Origin of the sequence: Erwinia sp. PsM31, assembly GCF_030433775.1 — a bacterium.
Lineage (GTDB): Bacteria > Pseudomonadota > Gammaproteobacteria > Enterobacterales > Enterobacteriaceae > Erwinia > Erwinia aeris.
This window is the reverse complement of record NZ_JARUWZ010000009.1, coordinates 36537-53964: the sequence shown is the minus strand read 5'-3', so window position 1 is coordinate 53964 and position 17428 is coordinate 36537. Positions and strand designations below refer to the sequence as shown.

Here is a 17428-nt window from a genome sequence, read left to right as displayed (position 1 = left end):
GCGCAGTTTACACGGCTAAAGGCTGAGGAAAAGCAACAGGAGGCAGAAATGAGAGGCGACACATGAAACGCTTATTATCGCCTCAGCGTATGCATTTGCGTAAGGGTTTTGCGGAATGACTACGGTAAAAAGGCATAGGATGGTCAGAGAGATGCGCCGCCTGGCGACGGCGCAGTATTATCAGTGCACGCGCTCGTCGCCGGCGGCAGAGTCGTTGCGGATCGCTGCGATATCTACAGCATCGTAAATATAGTGGCTGCCGCAGTAGTCGCAATGCATATCGATCTTGCCGTCTTCGGCCAGGATCTCATTCACTTCTTCTTCCGGCAGGCTGCGCAGAACTTCACCGCAGCGTTCATGCGAACAGGTGCAGCGGAAGATCACGTCCTGCGGATCGTAGAGCGTGACTTCTTCCTGATGATACAGTCGCCACAGCACTTCGTTGGCCGGCAGGCCCAGCAGCTCTTCCGTTTTAATGGTGTCGGTCAGCGTCGCCAGATGCTCGAAGTCCTCTGTTTTGGCGTCCTGCGCGGGCAGAACCTGCAGCAGAATACCACCTGCGCCAGCCTGGCCTTCCGCTTCGCCGGTACGGATAAACAGGCGGGTCGGCAGCTGCTCCGAACGCATAAAGTAGTCTTCCAGACACTCGGCCAGGGTTTCGCCTTCCAGCCCAACCACGCCCTGATAGCGTTCGCCTTTGGCTGGCGTGATGGTGATCACCAGGTAGCCGTTGCCGACCATCTCTTTCAGGCTGCTGTCCGGCGCGATCTCGCTGTTAACACGGGCCACGCCGCGCATTTCCTGACGATTGTTACCGTTGATCACGGCCAGGTTCAGCGGGCCGTCGCCCTGAAGCTGCACGGTGATGTCGCCGTCGAACTTCAGCGTGGCGGTCAGCAGGCTGGTGGCGACCAGCAGCTCGCCCAGCACTTTCTGTACCGGCAGCGGGTAATCGTGACCGTTGATAATCTGCTGCCAGGTGTCGGATACCGTCACCAGTTCGCCGCGTACGGCGTAATTTTCAAACAGATAACGGTGCATTTGGTCTTGATGAGCCATAATTCTCTCTCGTTGTGGCAAGCTTATTCGTCGCCAGAATTTTTAAATTTCATCAGGTCCCGGCGCTCTTTTTTGTCAGGGCGACGGTCAGGATGCGGCATAGTCAACGCGTTCATTTTTCGCGCCAGCGCTATCTTTTCCCGCTTCTCAATACTTTCAGCCGTTTCGGCATACATCTGCTGGGCTTCCGCGGCCGGACGACGCTGGTCACCCGTTGCCAGAACGATGATCGTACGTTCATCATTGCCCTGGCGTAAGGTTAGCTGGGCGTTCAGCTCCACCAGCTTGCTCGGCTTGCTGCGCTGGCCGTTGTAGTGCACTTTGCCGCCTTCAATCATCTCACGTGCGACCGCGCGGGTTTTATAGAAGCGAGCGGCCCACAGCCATTTATCGAGCCGAACCGCTTCTGCGGATTTCTCTTTCATCGCTGCTCCTGTTTGGGAATATCCCTATGTATGGGTTGCCTGTCGGAAATCAAGGTGCCTCTCCGGCTTAAGCCGGAGAGCGTCATGCGGGATGGCGCAGAGAGGACGATAACCTTAAAAATAGCATAAAACCGACGGGCTCAGAACAGCGGTCGGATAGTCTGCGGCGTGCTTAGCGCGGGGTTAAAACACTTATCGTAATAGTCCTGAATCGCCGTGGTGCGCACGCGATTGAGATGAATACGTCTGAGGGCCAGCAGACCGTTAAAGATAAAGCTTAAGGCAACGATCAGTAGCAGCAGGGTGGTGCCGAGATAGTGGCCCAGTCGGGTGGCGTCCGGCTCGCTGTGCAGCGCGATATGCCGCGTGCCGTTGGCGTCGGTGGTAATGCTGGTCACGATGCCGCTGGCGGAAAACGGCGTGTGCAGCAGCATGCCCGCCAGGCGCTGTAATTCCGGCCACTGGTCGGGCGCGTTGAAGTCGAACAGGGAGATGCCGGGCGCCTGCTGATTGACCAGCTGGCGGCCTTCATCGCTGAGGATCAGAAAACCGCCGGGCGGCGGGCTGTTAAGCGCTTCCGCCGCGCGTCTTGTTTCCCGATAGAAAAACGAAGAGGTGGCGGTGTTGACCAGGTTTTCCAGCGCTTCGGCGCTGACCGGTCGCAGCAGCACATTGGTGCCGGCCAGCGCGCCAGAGTCCGCCCGACGCACCAGCGTTTCCCAGTCTTTAGCGTTGCCAAGGTTGACCAGCGCGTTTTTCAGCCTGACGCAGTCCTGCTCCTGGCTGCACAGATCCTGCGTTTTCAGCACGATATCGGAAAAGTCATCCAGCAGGATCATGCCTGATTTTTGGATAGCCGTGGCGAGCTGCGGATTAAGCTTGGGATCGGTGCTGTTCTGTGGATGCAGCTGCAGGCTGGTGGTGTTCAGCAGGGCGGTAGCCTTATCGATAATATCCGACTGCGGCTGGGGCAGGGGAGCGGCGTTATTCCAGTAGACGGCCGAACAGTCGAAAGGCATAAACGCGTAGCTGCGGTTGCCCTGATAGGTCGCCGGGACTGAACACATGCCTTCACCGCTGACTTTAAGGGAGTCGCCGATGCGCAAGGCAACGTTTTCCAGATCGCCCACGCTGTGCACCTGGACGCTTTCGGTGCCTTTCAGCCAGGCGATGCTTAGCTTGAGCGGCATACTTAGCGGCACCAGAAAAACCAGCAGCACCAGCACCAGCAGCGAACCCGTAGCCAGCACCAGGTTTTTGCGCCAGCGATGAATAGGGAAATTGCGGACTTCATCCTGTAGTGACAGAAAGCGGCCCTGACGCACGACCTGACGGTTAAGATAGATATCCACTTCGGTAGGCTGGCCTAAATCGTGCGCCACGTAAGGCTGCCAGTGGGGAGGATAGATCAGATCGATAATGCCGAGTGAAATATTGCTGACCTGGCCCTGGTTGGATTCGCCGAACAGACCCCAGCGTTTGGGCGCGCCGCGCAGGCAGTGGATTTCCCGCAGGTCTTTCTCGCCTGGCCGCCGCCAGAGCGACCAGGCGCTGATAAGGATAATGACCAGCGCGGTGACCACCAGCCACGGCATCATTACCGCCGGGCTAATCAGGCTAAAAAAGAGCAGCAGCAGCCCCAGGCTGATAGCTACCGCCTCGCGCGTGCCGTCGGGACGGCTGAGCATATACTCTTCAGGCGTCTCTTTACGCACGCTAAGCAGCTCAATGTTTTCGCTTTCTTCTTTTCTGATCGAGGCGTTTTGCGCCGCAGGCCGCGTTACCGTCCCCAGCGCAGGCGGCTCGTAAACGTAGTTGACCAGCGAATGCCCGTTGAGCGAAACCACCAGCGGAATAGTTTGCGTTTTGATCAGCTCGACGTAATTTTCTTCGGCGATGTACTGTTCCCACAGCGGCGGCAGATGCACTTCAACCGCATCCAGATAGTAACGCCATTTGTGCGGATCGTCGGTGGAAAGGCCGTAGCGGGTAATAGAGCGGGTAACCGGATAGACGTTGCTGCTTTGCGAGGTTAGCGCCAGATTATCGTTTGCATGTGTATTGCCGCCGGGAAGCGGAATGCTGCGGTGCTTCGCTAAAGAGCCGATGTAGCGTTCAACGGCTTTACGCTCGTCGTCGCTCAGCTTGCGAAAAGGCGGACTAATGAATGGCAGCGGTTTCGCCAACGGCGGGCGATGCCGCATAGCGTACCAGAAAAAACAACCCGCTCCGAGTGAACAGGCCAGCATTACAGCCAATATAATGACTATTGTGCTCATGCTTTTCTCCCTGCCATCCTGCTCCTGCCATTGTGCTGGAAATTACCGGCCTGAATCATAGTTATATCGATATTGTGACGGCTTCAGGCAGCGCTGGCAATCCGCGAAGTTTAATAAAATAACGCGCAAAATCATAAAATTAGAATAATAGTAGATTAGCCCCGACCGAGATGGTAACAAGCCATAGGCCGTAGCAATATCGGTATATTCTTATTTTGTAAAACACGCATTGACTTTTTTAAAACTTTTTAATTACTTACGGGTGGATTTGTTATAACGGTGTAAAATAATTCATGCGCTGATTGGCAACCTTCTTTCACTGCCGCACAATAGCGTAACTGTCGGTAAATTTACCGCGACTGGCGAGCTATTACGCTCATTTTTTTGGCTTTTCCCTGGGGCCACTATGACCGGACAACTGCAAAAACCTAAAATCCTGAATGTTGAAACCGTCGCGCGGTCGCGTCTGTTTACCGTGGAGGCCGTGGATTTAGTGTTCAGCAACGGTGCTGAGCGCGTTTATGAGCGAATGAAACCCACTGAACGTGAAGCCGTGATGATCGTCCCCATTGTGGACAACCATCTTATTCTTATCCGGGAATATGCCGTCGGACTGGAAAATTATGAGCTGGGGTTCCCTAAAGGCCTGATCGATCCGGGCGAAACGCCTGCGGAAGCCGCCAACCGCGAGCTGAAGGAAGAGGTAGGTTTTGGCGCACGTCAGCAGGAATGGCTGGGCAAGCTCACCATGGCGCCGTCCTATTTTTCCAGCAAGATGAATATCATCGTGGCGGAAGATCTTTACGAAGAGCGGCTGGAAGGCGACGAGCCGGAACCGCTGCCGCAGGTTCGCTGGCCGTTGGATAACCTGATGGCGCTGCTGCAGGAGCCTGATTTTTGCGAGGCGCGCAACGTCAGCGCGCTGTTTATGGTGCGGGAGTGGTTGATTCGCCAGGGGCGGCTGAGCTACTAAAAACGCGACAGCATTCCAAAGAAAAGCCCGGTAAAAACCGGGCTTTTTTTGTGGCCGTCAGGCACGGGCGACAGGGCCCGGCATCAGAACAGCTCGTGGCTTTCGCCGTTGTCCATCAGCGTGGTGCCGACATCATGGACGGAATACTCGGTCGGCTGTGTGCCGTTGATAAAGTACTCCTGACGGGTATTGCCGCCGCCGTTGGCCAGCTTGCCGGTACGGCGATCGATGGTGACGGTAACCACGCCTTCAGGCGGCGTCAGCGGCTGCACCGGTACGCCATCCAGCGCGACCTTCATGTAGTCGTCCCACGCTGGCTGAGCGCTCTTCGCGCCGCCTTCATAGCCTGAAATCTGATCTTTAATCGCGCCGGAAGCGGTCGTTCGGCCCAAATCGCGGCGGTGATCGTCAAAGCCGATCCACACAGAGGTCACCACGCCCGGACCATAGCCTGAGAACCAGGCGTCTTTCGAGCTGTTGGTGGTGCCCGTTTTACCGCCGATATCGTTGCGCTTCAGATCGCGTCCTGCGCGCCAGCCGGTGCCCATCCAGCCCGGTTCGCCAAAGATATTGGAGTTCATCGCGCTTTTGATCAGGAAAGAGAGCGGCGTGTTGATCACGTGCGGCGCGTACTGTTCATCCTGCTGTGGCGGCTGGGAAACCTGCTCCAGCTGCGGCTGCGGAACGACTGCGTTGCCGCCCTGCTGCGATACCGTCGGGTTTTCCACGCTGTCTTCATTCAGCGCTACCGCTTTCTGCGTCTCGCCGTAAATCACCGGCAGATTGCATTCCGGGCAGGCTACTTTCGGCCTGGCTTCAAACAGCGTATTGCCCTGTTCATCCTCAATCTTGCTGATAAAGAAAGGATCGACCAGGAAGCCGCCGTTGGCCATCACCGAATAGCCGCGCACCATCTGCAATGGCGTAAACGAAGCGGAGCCAAGCGCCAGCGATTCGGTGTGCACGATATTCTGCGCCGGGAAGCCAAAGCGTTGCAGATACTGCGCGGCGTAATCAACGCCCATCGCACGCATGGCGCGCACCATGACCACGTTCTTGGACTGACCCAGCCCCTGACGCAGGCGGATCGGGCCGTCGTAGGTCGCCGGTGAGTTTTTTGGCCGCCAGTCGGCGCCCGAGCCGGCATCCCAGCGGGAGATCGGCACGTCGTTCAGGATAGAGGCCAGCGTCAGCCCGCGATCCATCGCTGCGGTATACAGGAACGGCTTGATGTTCGAGCCTACCTGGCGCAGCGCCTGGGTCGCGCGGTTAAATTTGCTCAGGTTAAAGTCGAAACCGCCTACCAGTGCGCGAACGGCGCCGTTGTGCGGATCCAGCGAAACCAGCGACGAGTTAACGTCCGGCACCTGCGCCAGCCACCAGCCGGTATCCATCTGGCGAACCCAAATCTGCTGGCCCGGCTGCACCACTTCGGTCACGGAAGTCGGCGTGCGGCCCTGGACGGTATCGGATTTATAAGGCCGCGCCCAGCGTACGCCAGCCAGGTTCAGCGTCACGCTGCTGCCGTCGCGCATCAGTACCGTGGCTTCTTCGCGGTTGGCTTCGGTTACCACCGCCGGGAAGAGCGGGCCGTAAACCGGCAGCGCCTTCAGCGTTTTCAGGATCTCCGTACGGCCCCAGGCGGTCTGGCCGACTTTCCACAGCACGTTGGCCGGGCCGCGGTAGCCATGACGCATATCGTAATTCAGCACGTTGTCCTGCAACGCTTTCTGCGCGCCCAGCTGTAATTTACGGGTAATGGTCGTGGTGACTTTAAAGCCGTCGTTATACGCGTTGTCGCCGTAGCGTTTCACCATCTCCTGACGCACCATCTCGGTCAGATAAGGGGCGGAGAAGGCGATTTCCGGCGCGTGATAGTGCGCTTCCAGCGGCGAAAGGCGCGCTTCGTCATACTGCGCCTGCGTAATGTAATTCTGATCCAGCATGCGGCTGAGCACGACGTTGCGACGAGACAGCGCGCGAGTAGGGGAATAGAGCGGGTTAAAGGTCGATGGCGCTTTAGGCAGACCGGCGATCATCGCCATCTCGCCCAGCGAGAGTTGATCGACATTTTTGCCGAAATAGACCTGTGCAGCGGCGCCCACGCCATAGGCGCGGTAGCCCAGATAGATTTTGTTCAGGTAAAGCTCAAGGATTTCGTCTTTGCTCATCATCTGCTCAATGCGAATGGCGAGAAAAGCCTCCTTGATTTTACGCATCAGCGTACGCTCGGGGCTGAGGAAAAAGTTACGGGCCAGCTGCTGTGTGATGGTACTGGCGCCCTGGGAAGCGTGGCCGGAAACCAGCGCAATGCTTACCGCGCGGAAAATGCCGATAGGATCGATACCGTGATGCTCATAAAAGCGGCTGTCTTCGGTAGCGATAAAGGCCTTGACCATGACGGGCGGGATCTGCCCAAGCTTTAACGGGATGCGGCGCTTTTCGCCGTATTGAGCAATCAGCTCGTTATCCGCGCTGTAGACCTGCATGGGCGTTTGCAGCCGGACATCTTTCAGCGTGGCGACATCGGGCAGCTGCGGCTGTATGTACTGATACAGACCATAAATCGAGCCGGCTCCCAACAAAATGCAACACACTGCAAGGATCAAAAAATACTTTACGAACTTCACCTGATATTTTCCATCTTAAGTCGCCTGGACAGTTTATAAACAATCGCGCGGTAGTATAAAGGCAAGCCAGAGGCCTGGATACATCATTTTTCTACTGAGCAGGGAGACCGCGCGAAATGGCATTTCAGACATGGCAAGTCGGCCTGGATATTCAGAACGGACAGCTTTGCGCCCTGGGTATTCAATACCGTCGTAACGGCTGGCAACTGCGCCACTGGTGGCAACATGCGCTGCCGCACGATACGTTAACCAACGGGCTGGTGCAACGGCCCGACCCGCTTATTCCCCTGCTGCGACAGTGGCGAAAACGGCTGCCGCGGCAGATCTCGCTGCGCGTCGGCTTTCCCGCCCGGCTGGCGTTGCAGCACGCGCTGGCGCTGCCGCAAATCTCACTGCGTGAACCAGAGCGTAGCAGCTATATCGCGGCCGCGGCGAAGCGATTTTTTCCGATAGAGCCTGAAAAACTTGCGCTTGACTACCGCCAGGCAGCTGCCGACAGCGGGCAGCTGTGGCTGACCGCCGCCCGCCGGGACGCGGTTCATGACTGGCTATCGATGCTGAAGACGGCGGGACTCAACCCTCGGGTGCTGGAGCTGGCCCCGGCCGCGCTGTTTGCGCTGGCGCAAAGCCTGCGGCTCAGCCCGGATGCCGTGCTGGTGCACCGTTTACCCGACCACTGGCTCTGGTTTGGCGCGCGGCTACAGCCGCCATGGGGGTGGTGTCCCGCTGATGAAGCGGCCAACCTGGCGGCGCTGCGCGAAAAATACCTCGCCGATGCGGCCACGCTTTACTATAGCTCGGCCTTGCCGGAAGCGCTGCCTGCCAATGCGCTGTGGCTGGAGCCGCTGGCGGCTTTCGCTTTTAAGTCGCTGCCGTTGCCCGCGTACAGCGGCGCTTTTGCGCTGGCCGCCGGGCTGGCGCTGCGGCCGGAGGACGCCTGATGGTCTGGGTAAATTTTCTTCCCTGGCGTCGGCAGCGGCAGCGCCAACAGCTGCGCCGCGACGGCCTGTTGCTTATGGCGCTACTGGTTCTGTTGCTCGCGCTGACGATGCCCTTACTGGAGCAGCAGACGCTCGGCAAGCGGCAGCAGACCGGCTTGCGCTGGCTGAAAGAGACTAACGACCAGCTCGACAGGCTCAGCGCTCGCCTGGCTCGTCTGGAAGCCCGGCGCGATACGCTTCGACGCGCGCTGGCCATCAGTGAAGGCAGGCAGGCGCGCCTGCGCGAGTGGCAGGCATTTACGCGTGACCTGGCCGCAACCCTGCCAGCGGCGCTCTGGCTGAGCGAAATCAGCAAAACCGCGCAGAGTCTGACCGTCACCGGATTTTGCCTGCGGCTGGCTGAAGTTGAGGCGTTTCGTCAGCAGTTAGAGCGGTTTCACCTGTTTCAACAGGTCAACACCGGCAGGCTCAGCCGCGACGGAAAGGGCATTATCCGCTTCAGCCTGGAGGCCACGCTGCCGGAACAGGAACATGAGTAGCGTTCTGCTGCATCGCTGGCTCGCTTTGCCGTTCTGGCTAAGGCTGCTGTTGCTGGTGCTCTGCTTTATCACGGGCGCGCTGATGGTACGCCAGGTCTGGCTGCGGCCTCTTCAGCAGCAGGCTTTACAGGTGGCGCAGCAGCGGCAACAGGAGCACAAGCGCTATCGGCTGCTGCTGCACAATTTGCAACAGCGAAGCTCGCTGCACGAAGCCGAAGCGGATATCGCTGGCCTGCAACTGGCGTTACGGCCTGGGGCGGCGCGGCCTTTCTCGTGGCTACAGCTGAGCGAGGCGGCGGGCAACCGTTTACAGGGCTGGCAGCCAACGCCTCAGGGCGGCGAATTAACCCTGCTGCTTAGCTGGCCGCAGCTGCAGTCCGCGTTTCGCTATCTGAGCGAGCGGCAACCCGCCGTCAGGCTGGCGCAGTTCAGCCTGAAGCGGGTGGATGAACAGCTGCGGTTAAATCTGGTGGTGCAATATGAACGCTAGTGCCTTTTTAAAAGATTGGCTAAAACGCCCGGTAATACTGGTGGCTGCGCTGCTGCTGGGGTGTAGCGCGCTGGCGGCCCGCGATCCCTTTTCGCCGCCGGAAAACATGTTTTGTGACCCCCTGTTACCCATGCCGCCGCCGCAGCTGCGCGGCATCATCGGTCGGCCAGCGAACTACCGCGCCTGGCTGGTGACCCGTAGCGGCAGCGGTAAATTATGGGCTGCGCAGAGCTGGCCGGACGCTTACTGGCAGCTGCGGGACGTCACCGCGCTGGGCATTACGCTGGCGGCCGCCACGCCGTGCAGCGCGCCTTTAAGGATTAACTTGCAAGGAAGCCTTTATGAAACACCTTCGCCTGTGGAAAGTTCTTCTCCTGCTGCCGCTATGGCTGGCAACGCCATTGCGGGGCAGCCCGGCGCCGCTTTCCCTGGCGTTCGATGACGCGCCTGTCGGGCAAATTCTTCAGGCGCTGGCGGACTATCAGCAGCTGAATTTGCTGGTTGCGCCCGGCGTCGAGGGACGGCTTTCCGTCCGTTTAAAAGAGGTCAGCTGGCAGCAGGCGCTGACGCTGGTTTCCCGCCTGGCGAAGCTGAAGGTGAATAAAGAAGGCAACGTGCTGCTGGTTTTCCCGCAGGGCTGGCAGGAAGAGCAGCAGCGACGGCAAACGCTTGAGCGGGAGGAGGCGGAAAAGGCGCTGCCGCTTGATACGCTGGCGTTGCCGCTGCGCTATGCAGAGGCGGAAAAAGTCTACGGCAGCCTGCAGAGCGCGCAGGCGAAGCTGCTGAGTTCGCGCGGCAGCGTGACGGTAGATAAACGCACCAACAGCCTGATCCTGCGCGACACCCGAGCCGCGCTGAACGAGATCCAGCGCTGGGTCACGGCATTGGATACGCCGCTGGAGCAGGTCGAACTCGCCGCGCATATCGTTACCCTCAGCGAAGAGAGCCTGCGCGAGCTGGGCGTGCGCTGGGGCCTGGGCGGCGAAGAGCAGATCGCCCGCGCGCTGCGGGTCAGCCAGCTGCGCGTTGATCTACCGGTGGCTAATCCCGCACTGGCCTTAGGCTTTACCCTGGCGCGCCTGAACGGCAGGATGCTGGATCTGGAGCTGAACGCGCTGGAGCAGGAAAACAAACTGGAGATTATCGCCAGTCCCCGACTGTTCACCTCGCATCAGCAGCCCGCCAGTATTAAGCAGGGCACCGAAATCCCCTATGAGGTCTCCAGCGGCAGCAACGGTAAAACCAGCGTGGAGTTCAGGGAGGCGGTCTTAGGCATGGACGTAACGCCTTACGTGCAGCCGAACGGCCGCATCATGCTAAAGCTGCATATCAGCCAGAACCTGCCCGGCAGTACGGTACGCAGCGGCGAGGGCGAATATATCGCCATCGATAAACAGGAGATCCAGACCCAGGTCACGCTGAAAGATGGTGAAACGCTGGCGCTGGGCGGCATCTTCCAGCAGCAGCGCGCAAAAGGGCAGAGCCGGGTGCCGTTTCTTGGCTCTGTACCGCTGTTGGGCGCGCTTTTTCGCCATGCGACTACCGGCCAAAAAAAACGTGAGCTGGTGATCTTCATTACCCCAAGACTGATTCGTGACGAGTAAAGCTTTTTTGTAACAAACTGAGCGAGCGAGTGCTTTTTTAGCGGATTGCAGCCATATGCGTTTGACGCAAGGGCGGAATTAGCTTACAAGGTTTAGCGATTTTTGAATTACAGGCCTCGGTTTGGCTTTAAGAAAAAGCATTTACCCGTTTTTTATCGTGCGCAACCGGCGTAACCGATGCTGTGACATCGGCGTGATAAATGAAGCGGACTGAACGCGCCAGCTGTGGGCGCAATGGGCAAGGTCAATTTAATCGGTTGCCAAAACACCTTCAGTGTTGAGATAATTTTCCTCTGACTCTCGCACTATCGCTCATGAGGTTTCAGTTCATGTCCTGTCCGCTGTAGGACGGGGTATCATTAACGAATTGTCTTAGTAATACCGAAAAAATGGCAGAGAAACGCAATATCTTTCTGGTTGGGCCTATGGGTGCCGGCAAAAGCACTATTGGGCGTCAGTTAGCTCAGCAACTCAATATGGAATTTTTCGATTCCGATCAAGAAATTGAGCGACGTACCGGAGCGGATGTGGGCTGGGTGTTCGACGTCGAAGGCGAAGAAGGCTTCCGCGATCGCGAAGAAAAGATCATTAACGAACTCACCGAGAAGCAGGGCATTGTCCTGGCGACCGGCGGCGGTTCCGTTAAGTCTCGCGAAACACGCAACCGTCTTTCCGCTCGCGGCGTGGTGGTCTATCTGGAGACCACGATCGAAAAACAGCTGGCTCGTACGCAGCGCGATAAAAAGCGTCCTTTGCTGCAGGTGGATTCTCCACCGCGCGAAGTGCTGGAAGCGTTGGCGGACGAACGTAATCCGCTGTATGAAGAGATTGCTGACGTCACCATTCGTACCGATGACCAAAGTGCTAAAGTCGTCGCAAATCAAATCATTAACATGCTGGAAAAGAGCTAGCGGCTCTGCTCCGCCTGCGGGCCGAAAAGGAGTGCTTCATGGAGAAGATTACCGTCACTCTGGGGGAACGCAGTTACCCCATTACCATCGCTGCCGGACTGTTTAACGATCCGGCTTCTTTTTGGCCGCTTAAGGCGGGCGAGCGGGCAATGCTGGTCACTAACGACACGCTGGCACCGCTTTATCTTCAACCTGTTCGTCAGCGGCTGGAAAGCGCTGGTATAGAAGTGGACCAGGTGATCCTGCCCGATGGCGAGCAGCACAAAACGCTGGCGGTGATGGATCGGGTCTTTACCGCGCTGCTGGAAAAACCGCACGGTCGCGATACCACGCTGATTGCCCTGGGCGGCGGCGTGATTGGCGATCTGACCGGTTTCGCGGCGGCCAGCTACCAGCGCGGCGTGCGGTTTATTCAGGTTCCTACCACGCTGCTGTCGCAGGTGGACTCCTCCGTTGGCGGCAAAACGGCCGTTAATCATCCCCTTGGCAAGAACATGATCGGCGCGTTCTATCAGCCGGCTTCGGTAGTGATCGATATCAACTGCCTGAGCAGCCTGCCCGCTCGCGAGCTGGCGTCAGGTCTTGCGGAAGTGATCAAATACGGCATCATCCTCGACGGTGAGTTCTTCTGCTGGCTGGAAGCTAACCTGGATGCGCTGCTGGCGCTGGACGGCAAGGCGATGGCCTACTGTATTCGCCGCTGCTGCGAGCTGAAAGCCGAGGTCGTCGCCGCCGACGAGCGCGAAATGGGGCAGCGCGCGTTGCTGAATCTGGGCCACACTTACGGACACGCCATCGAAGCGCATATGGGCTACGGCAACTGGCTGCATGGCGAGGCCGTGGCGGCTGGCATGGTGATGGCCGCGCGTACCGCAGAGCGGCTGGGCGAGTTTTCCGCTGGCGATACCGACAGGATCATCAGCCTGCTGCAGCGTGCCGGACTGCCGGTGCACGGCCCGGAGAGCATGGCGGCGACGGATTATCTGCCGCATATGCTGCGTGATAAAAAAGTGCTGGCGGGCGAGCTGCGTCTGGTGCTGCCGCTGGCTTTAGGACAGGCCTGCGTGCGCGGCGGCGTTGCGCATGATACGGTGCTGGCAGCGATTAACGACTGTCAGAAACCGGCCTGAGCCGTTAGTTAACTACTGGCGTACACGTAAAGCGGCGCGGCTGCTTTACCGGAGGAGGTGAAATGGACGATTTTAAACCGGAAGATGAGTTAAAGCCTGATACCAGCGATCGCCGTCCACAGCGAGCGCGAAAAACGTCCTCTGCCCCTAAGGTGCCGGTATCACGCCAGCATCTGATGATGGGGGTAGGCGTGCTGGTGCTGCTGCTGATCGTGCTTGGCATCGGTTCAACGCTGAACTCGTCGGACAGCGGCGATAAAAAAGCCGCCCAGACGCCGGCCACCTCCGGCGGCAGCGATAAAAATATCGATCTGACCGGCTCTTCTTCCATGAGCGGACAGAGCGGCGCGCAGCAGCCTGGCGCTGATGCAAGCGCCTCTGGCGCGGGCGGGCAGCCTGCCGAGGGCTCAGCCGCATCCGGTAATGCACCTCAGGAACTGAGTGCCCCGCCAGTCGCCTCCACGCCGACCGAAGCGCAGCCCGTGCAGACCCCGGCGGGCCAACAGCGCGTCGAGCTGCCGGGCGATCTCAATAGCGCGCTCTCTAACCAGCAGAATCAGGTGGATGCGGCCAGCACGGATATGCAGGGCAGCTCGCTGCCGCTGGCACCGGCGACCGTTGCGGGCGGCGGCACTGCTGGCAAACCGGTCACCGCGCCGCAGACGTCTCAGCCTGCGCCTGCACGTTCGGCTACGCGTCAGCCTGCCGCGCCTCAGCAGCACACCAGACCCGCCACGCACAAACCTGCGGCGGCGAAACCGGTCGCGAAAGAGAGCCACAGCGCGCCGGTAGCCGCGCCTGCTGCGGTAACCGGCGGCAACTATACGTTGCAGCTGAGCAGCGCTTCGCGTCCCGATACGCTTAACGCGTGGGCGAAAAAGCAGAACCTGAGCGGCTATCACGTGTATAAAACCACGCGCAACGGCCAGCCCTGGTACGTACTGGTAAGCGGCGCTTACGCCACGCCGGCAGATGCAAAACGCGCGGTAGCTTCGCTGCCGTCAGAGGTGCAGGCGAAAAACCCCTGGGTGAAACCTGTCAGCCAGGTGAAAAAAGAGTCAGCAAATTAACGGCTATTGAGCCTGACGATGTTCTCTGCCAGCCCGCGTTATGCGGGCTGGTAATTTAAAGCGCAGATATGCTGTCGGTGTAACCGCAGCCAGAAGAGTAAGTGTAATAAAACGACGGCATGAAAAAAAATCGCGCTTTTTTAAAATGGGCGGGCGGCAAGTTCCCGCTGCTTAACGATATCCAGCGTCACCTGCCGGAAGGGGATTGCCTGATTGAACCCTTCGTTGGCGCAGGGTCCGTATTCCTCAATACGCATTTCTCGCGCTACGTGCTGGCGGATATCAACAAAGATTTGATCAACCTGTACAACGTGGTAAGAGATCGCGCGGACGAGTTTGTGGCGGATGCCAGCCAGCTGTTCACGACCGAAAGCAACGACGCTGAGTTCTACTACGCTCGCCGGCTGGAGTTTAATCGATCTACTGATGCCTGGCGCCGCAGCGTGCTGTTTTTGTACCTTAACCGCCACTGCTACAATGGACTGTGCCGCTACAATTTAAGCGGCGAGTTTAACGTACCTTTTGGCCGCTACCGCAAACCCTATTTTCCTCAGGATGAGCTGTACTGGTTCTCCGAGCGGTCGCAAAACGCCACCTTTATCTGCGAATCATACGCTGATACGCTGGGTCGGGCGGAGCCGGGATCGGTGGTCTACTGCGATCCGCCCTATGCGCCGCTGTCGGCCACGGCAAATTTCACCGCTTACCACACCAACAGCTTTAGCCTGGCGCAGCAGCAGCACCTGGCGGAGCTGGCGGAGAAGCTGGCGCGTGAAAGCCGTATTCCGGTACTGATCTCCAATCACGATACGCCGCTGACCCGCGAGTGGTATCAGGCCGCGCAGCTGCATCAGATTAAAGCTCGTCGCTCGATCAGCCGCAGCGGCAGCGGGCGTTTGCAGGTCAACGAGCTGCTGGCGCTGTTTAGCAGCGACTGATCCTCAACAGCACTACGTGCCTGTCGCCAGGCGCGCTAAATTGGGAGAAATGGATGAAAAAGTTTTTGCTCGCTCCGTCAATTCTGTCTGCAGACTTTGCTCGCCTGGGCGAAGACACGGCTAAAGCGCTGGCTGCCGGTGGCGATGTCGTGCATTTCGACGTCATGGATAATCACTACGTGCCCAATCTGACTATGGGGCCGATGGTGCTGAAAGCGCTGCGTAATTACGGCATTACCGCCCCGATCGATGTGCACCTGATGGTGAAACCGGTCGATCGCCTGATCCCCGATTTTGCCAAGGCTGGTGCCAGCTATATCACCTTCCACCCGGAAGCGTCCGAGCATGTTGACCGCACGCTACAGCTGATCAGAGAGCATGGCTGTAAAGCAGGGCTGGTGTTTAACCCGGCCACGTCGCTCAGCTATCTGGACTACGTTATGGACAAAATCGACGTGGTGCTGATCATGTCCGTTAACCCGGGCTTCGGCGGTCAGTCGTTTATTCCCGGCACGCTGGACAAGCTGCGCCAGGCCCGTAAGCTAATCGACCAAAGCGGCTACGATATTCGCCTGGAAGTGGACGGCGGCGTGAAGACAGAAAACATCGGCGAAATCGCCGCGGCCGGCGCCGATATGTTCGTGGCCGGATCCGCTATTTTCAATCAGCCTGACTATAAAAAAGTCATTGATGATATGCGCACGGAACTGGAGAAATCTCGTCATGGCTCATTTCACTGATATTCGCGCGCTGGCGTTCGATCTTGACGGCACGCTGACCGACAGCGCGCCGGGCCTGACCAGCGCGGTAGACGCCGCTTTGCAGTCGCTCAACCTTCCGGCGGCGGGTCTGGCGCGCGTCTCCACCTGGATTGGCAACGGCGCGGACGTGCTGATTGAACGCGCGCTGACCTGGGCGCTGGGACACGCGCCGGAAAGCGATCTGCTGCGCGACGCGCGGGTGCTGCTTGATAAGCATTATGCTGTCGTTGTCGAAAGCGGCAGTAAACTCTTCCCCGGCGTGAAAGAAGGCCTGCAAAAACTGGCGGCCACCGGGATGCCGATGGCTATCGTGACCAACAAGCCGACGCCGTTTGTCGCGCCTTTGCTGGCCTCGCTCGGCATTGACGACTGCTTTTCGCTGATTATCGGCGGCGACGACGTGACGGCGAAAAAACCGCATCCGGCCCCGCTGTTTCTGGTGCTGGGCAAGTTTGGCCTGCTGCCCGGCGAACTGCTGTTCGTGGGCGATTCCCGCAACGATATTCAGGCGGCGAAAGCGGCGGGCACGCCCTGCGTAGGGCTGACCTACGGCTATAACTACGGCGAGCCGATTGCGAGCAGCCAGCCGACGCTGGTGCTTGACCATTTTAATGATTTGTTGCCCGCATTAGGGCTGTAACGACCAGGACGAAAAAGATGAAACCCATCGTATTTAGCGGCGCGCAGCCTTCCGGCGAACTGACCATCGGTAACTATATGGGAGCGTTGCGTCAGTGGGTCAGCATGCAGGACGACTACAACTGCATTTACTGCATTGTCGATCTTCATGCCATTACGGTACGTCAGGATCCGGCTGCGCTGCGTAAAGCGACCCTGGATACGCTGGCGCTCTATCTGGCCTGCGGCATCGATCCCCAGAAAAGCACTATCTTCGTGCAGTCGCACGTGCCGGAGCACACGCAGCTGAGCTGGATCCTGAACTGCTATACCTATTTCGGCGAGCTGAGCCGCATGACGCAGTTCAAGGACAAATCCGCACGCTATGAAGAGAATATCAACGCGGGCCTGTTCGATTATCCGGTGCTGATGGCGGCGGATATCCTGCTTTACCAGACCACGCAGGTGCCGGTTGGCGAAGATCAGAAGCAGCATCTGGAGCTGAGCCGCGACGTGGCCGCGCGTTTCAATGCGCTCTATGGCGATGTGTTTAAGGTGCCGGAGCCGTTTATTCCGAAATCCGGCGCGCGCGTCATGTCGCTGCTGGAGCCGACCAAAAAGATGTCCAAGTCGGACGATAACCGCAACAACGTGATCGGCCTGCTGGAAGATCCGAAGTCGGTGGTCAAGAAGATTAAGCGCGCCATGACCGATGGCGACGAGCCGCCGGTCGTGCGCTATGACGTAAAAAACAAAGCGGGCGTTTCTAACCTGTTGGATATCCTGTCCGGCGTCACCGGCACCAGCATTCCCGATCTGGAAAAGCAGTTTGAAGGCCAGATGTACGGGCACCTGAAAGGCGCGGTAGCCGATACGGTTTCCGGGATGCTGAGCGAGCTGCAGGAGCGCTATCATCGTTATCGCAATGATGAGGCTTTCCTGGAGCAGGTTATGCGTGACGGCGCGGTGAAAGCTCGCGCTCAGGCGCAGGAAACGCTGAAAAAAGTCTACGAAGCCGTAGGCTTTGTCGCCCAGCCGTAACGGCTAACCTGAACGGCGC

The 17428-nt window shown here is 58.5% G+C and carries 17 protein-coding genes; 13 read left to right on the top strand and 4 right to left on the bottom strand.

Translation table 11 applies throughout. The annotated features are described in order from the left end of the window. Positions 1–180: 180 nt before the first annotated feature. From hslO to QCD69_RS09620, 3 genes are all read right to left on the bottom strand, one after another. A complete protein-coding gene (gene hslO / locus QCD69_RS09630; protein ID WP_253457617.1) occupies positions 181–1059 on the bottom strand; it encodes an Hsp33 family molecular chaperone HslO in 879 nt (292 codons plus the stop codon). Positions 1060–1082: 23 nt separating this feature from the next. Further along, the gene (hslR, locus tag QCD69_RS09625; RefSeq protein ID WP_301251843.1) at positions 1083–1484 is read right to left on the bottom strand and encodes a ribosome-associated heat shock protein Hsp15; all 402 of its coding nucleotides are present in this window, start codon (positions 1482–1484) and stop codon (positions 1083–1085) included. Positions 1485–1624: 140 nt separating this feature from the next. Next, a complete protein-coding gene (locus QCD69_RS09620) occupies positions 1625–3763 on the bottom strand; it encodes an intracellular growth attenuator family protein (protein ID WP_301251841.1) in 2139 nt (712 codons plus the stop codon). A 406-nt stretch (positions 3764–4169) separates the two neighbouring features. Between QCD69_RS09620 and nudE the strand changes: the two genes are divergently transcribed. After that, entirely contained in the window at positions 4170–4736 is a 567-nt protein-coding gene (gene nudE, locus QCD69_RS09615) for an ADP compounds hydrolase NudE (protein WP_253457626.1), read from the top strand. Positions 4737–4819: 83 nt separating this feature from the next. On the opposite strand, the gene mrcA is transcribed toward nudE, so the two are convergent. After that, positions 4820–7366 (bottom strand): peptidoglycan glycosyltransferase/peptidoglycan DD-transpeptidase MrcA, encoded by a 2547-nt coding sequence (mrcA, locus tag QCD69_RS09610; RefSeq protein ID WP_253457629.1) that lies wholly within the window; start codon positions 7364–7366, stop codon positions 4820–4822. Between the two features lie 116 nt (positions 7367–7482). On the opposite strand from mrcA, the gene pilM reads away from it, so the two are divergent. The 12 genes from pilM (at position 7483) to trpS (ending at position 17409) form a co-directional block, all read left to right on the top strand. Further along, positions 7483–8307, top strand: coding sequence for a pilus assembly protein PilM (gene pilM, locus QCD69_RS09605; protein WP_301251839.1), 825 nt, complete (start codon positions 7483–7485; stop codon positions 8305–8307). Then, the gene (locus QCD69_RS09600; protein ID WP_253457637.1) at positions 8307–8846 is read left to right on the top strand and encodes a PilN domain-containing protein; all 540 of its coding nucleotides are present in this window, start codon (positions 8307–8309) and stop codon (positions 8844–8846) included. The genes pilM and QCD69_RS09600 overlap by 1 nt, the downstream gene beginning before the upstream one ends. Further along, the gene (locus QCD69_RS09595) at positions 8839–9336 is read left to right on the top strand and encodes a HofO family protein (RefSeq protein WP_253457640.1); all 498 of its coding nucleotides are present in this window, start codon (positions 8839–8841) and stop codon (positions 9334–9336) included. The genes QCD69_RS09600 and QCD69_RS09595 overlap by 8 nt, the downstream gene beginning before the upstream one ends. After that, the gene (locus tag QCD69_RS09590) at positions 9326–9778 is read left to right on the top strand and encodes a hypothetical protein (protein WP_301251837.1); all 453 of its coding nucleotides are present in this window, start codon (positions 9326–9328) and stop codon (positions 9776–9778) included. The genes QCD69_RS09595 and QCD69_RS09590 overlap by 11 nt, the downstream gene beginning before the upstream one ends. Continuing rightward, on the top strand, positions 9678–10940 hold the full coding sequence (hofQ, locus tag QCD69_RS09585) for a DNA uptake porin HofQ (RefSeq protein WP_301251836.1): 1263 nt from the start codon (positions 9678–9680) through the stop codon (positions 10938–10940). The genes QCD69_RS09590 and hofQ overlap by 101 nt, the downstream gene beginning before the upstream one ends. Positions 10941–11329: 389 nt before the next feature. Then, entirely contained in the window at positions 11330–11851 is a 522-nt protein-coding gene (gene aroK / locus QCD69_RS09580) for a shikimate kinase AroK (RefSeq protein ID WP_034934892.1), read from the top strand. A 38-nt stretch (positions 11852–11889) separates the two neighbouring features. Then, on the top strand, positions 11890–12981 hold the full coding sequence (gene aroB / locus QCD69_RS09575) for a 3-dehydroquinate synthase (protein ID WP_253457647.1): 1092 nt from the start codon (positions 11890–11892) through the stop codon (positions 12979–12981). Positions 12982–13043: 62 nt separating this feature from the next. Beyond that, on the top strand, positions 13044–14051 hold the full coding sequence (locus tag QCD69_RS09570; RefSeq protein ID WP_301251834.1) for an SPOR domain-containing protein: 1008 nt from the start codon (positions 13044–13046) through the stop codon (positions 14049–14051). Positions 14052–14170: 119 nt separating this feature from the next. Beyond that, positions 14171–14989, top strand: coding sequence for an adenine-specific DNA-methyltransferase (gene dam, locus QCD69_RS09565; RefSeq protein ID WP_253457652.1), 819 nt, complete (start codon positions 14171–14173; stop codon positions 14987–14989). 53 nt (positions 14990–15042) lie between these two features. Beyond that, a complete protein-coding gene (rpe, locus tag QCD69_RS09560; RefSeq protein WP_301251832.1) occupies positions 15043–15729 on the top strand; it encodes a ribulose-phosphate 3-epimerase in 687 nt (228 codons plus the stop codon). Then, on the top strand, positions 15713–16390 hold the full coding sequence (locus QCD69_RS09555) for a phosphoglycolate phosphatase (protein WP_253457655.1): 678 nt from the start codon (positions 15713–15715) through the stop codon (positions 16388–16390). Before rpe ends, QCD69_RS09555 begins: the two co-directional genes overlap by 17 nt. A 17-nt stretch (positions 16391–16407) precedes the next feature. Then, a complete protein-coding gene (gene trpS, locus QCD69_RS09550) occupies positions 16408–17409 on the top strand; it encodes a tryptophan--tRNA ligase (protein WP_301251830.1) in 1002 nt (333 codons plus the stop codon). The last annotated feature ends 19 nt before the right edge of the window (positions 17410–17428 follow it).

What these genes read in the sequence shown, in the direction of transcription:
- hslO (WP_253457617.1), bottom strand. Translation starts at nt 1,059, where the DNA reads ATGGCTCATCAAGACCAAATGCACCGTTATCTGTTTGAAAATTACGCC.
- QCD69_RS09595 (WP_253457640.1), top strand. Translation starts at nt 8,839, where the DNA reads ATGAGTAGCGTTCTGCTGCATCGCTGGCTCGCTTTGCCGTTCTGGCTA.
- rpe (WP_301251832.1), top strand. Translation starts at nt 15,043, where the DNA reads ATGAAAAAGTTTTTGCTCGCTCCGTCAATTCTGTCTGCAGACTTTGCT.
- QCD69_RS09555 (WP_253457655.1), top strand. Translation starts at nt 15,713, where the DNA reads ATGGCTCATTTCACTGATATTCGCGCGCTGGCGTTCGATCTTGACGGC.
- hslR (WP_301251843.1), bottom strand. Translation starts at nt 1,484, where the DNA reads ATGAAAGAGAAATCCGCAGAAGCGGTTCGGCTCGATAAATGGCTGTGG.
- QCD69_RS09620 (WP_301251841.1), bottom strand. Translation starts at nt 3,763, where the DNA reads ATGAGCACAATAGTCATTATATTGGCTGTAATGCTGGCCTGTTCACTC.
- aroB (WP_253457647.1), top strand. Translation starts at nt 11,890, where the DNA reads ATGGAGAAGATTACCGTCACTCTGGGGGAACGCAGTTACCCCATTACC.
- aroK (WP_034934892.1), top strand. Translation starts at nt 11,330, where the DNA reads ATGGCAGAGAAACGCAATATCTTTCTGGTTGGGCCTATGGGTGCCGGC.
- QCD69_RS09590 (WP_301251837.1), top strand. Translation starts at nt 9,326, where the DNA reads ATGAACGCTAGTGCCTTTTTAAAAGATTGGCTAAAACGCCCGGTAATA.
- pilM (WP_301251839.1), top strand. Translation starts at nt 7,483, where the DNA reads ATGGCATTTCAGACATGGCAAGTCGGCCTGGATATTCAGAACGGACAG.
- QCD69_RS09600 (WP_253457637.1), top strand. Translation starts at nt 8,307, where the DNA reads ATGGTCTGGGTAAATTTTCTTCCCTGGCGTCGGCAGCGGCAGCGCCAA.
- trpS (WP_301251830.1), top strand. Translation starts at nt 16,408, where the DNA reads ATGAAACCCATCGTATTTAGCGGCGCGCAGCCTTCCGGCGAACTGACC.
- nudE (WP_253457626.1), top strand. Translation starts at nt 4,170, where the DNA reads ATGACCGGACAACTGCAAAAACCTAAAATCCTGAATGTTGAAACCGTC.
- hofQ (WP_301251836.1), top strand. Translation starts at nt 9,678, where the DNA reads ATGAAACACCTTCGCCTGTGGAAAGTTCTTCTCCTGCTGCCGCTATGG.
- QCD69_RS09570 (WP_301251834.1), top strand. Translation starts at nt 13,044, where the DNA reads ATGGACGATTTTAAACCGGAAGATGAGTTAAAGCCTGATACCAGCGAT.
- dam (WP_253457652.1), top strand. Translation starts at nt 14,171, where the DNA reads ATGAAAAAAAATCGCGCTTTTTTAAAATGGGCGGGCGGCAAGTTCCCG.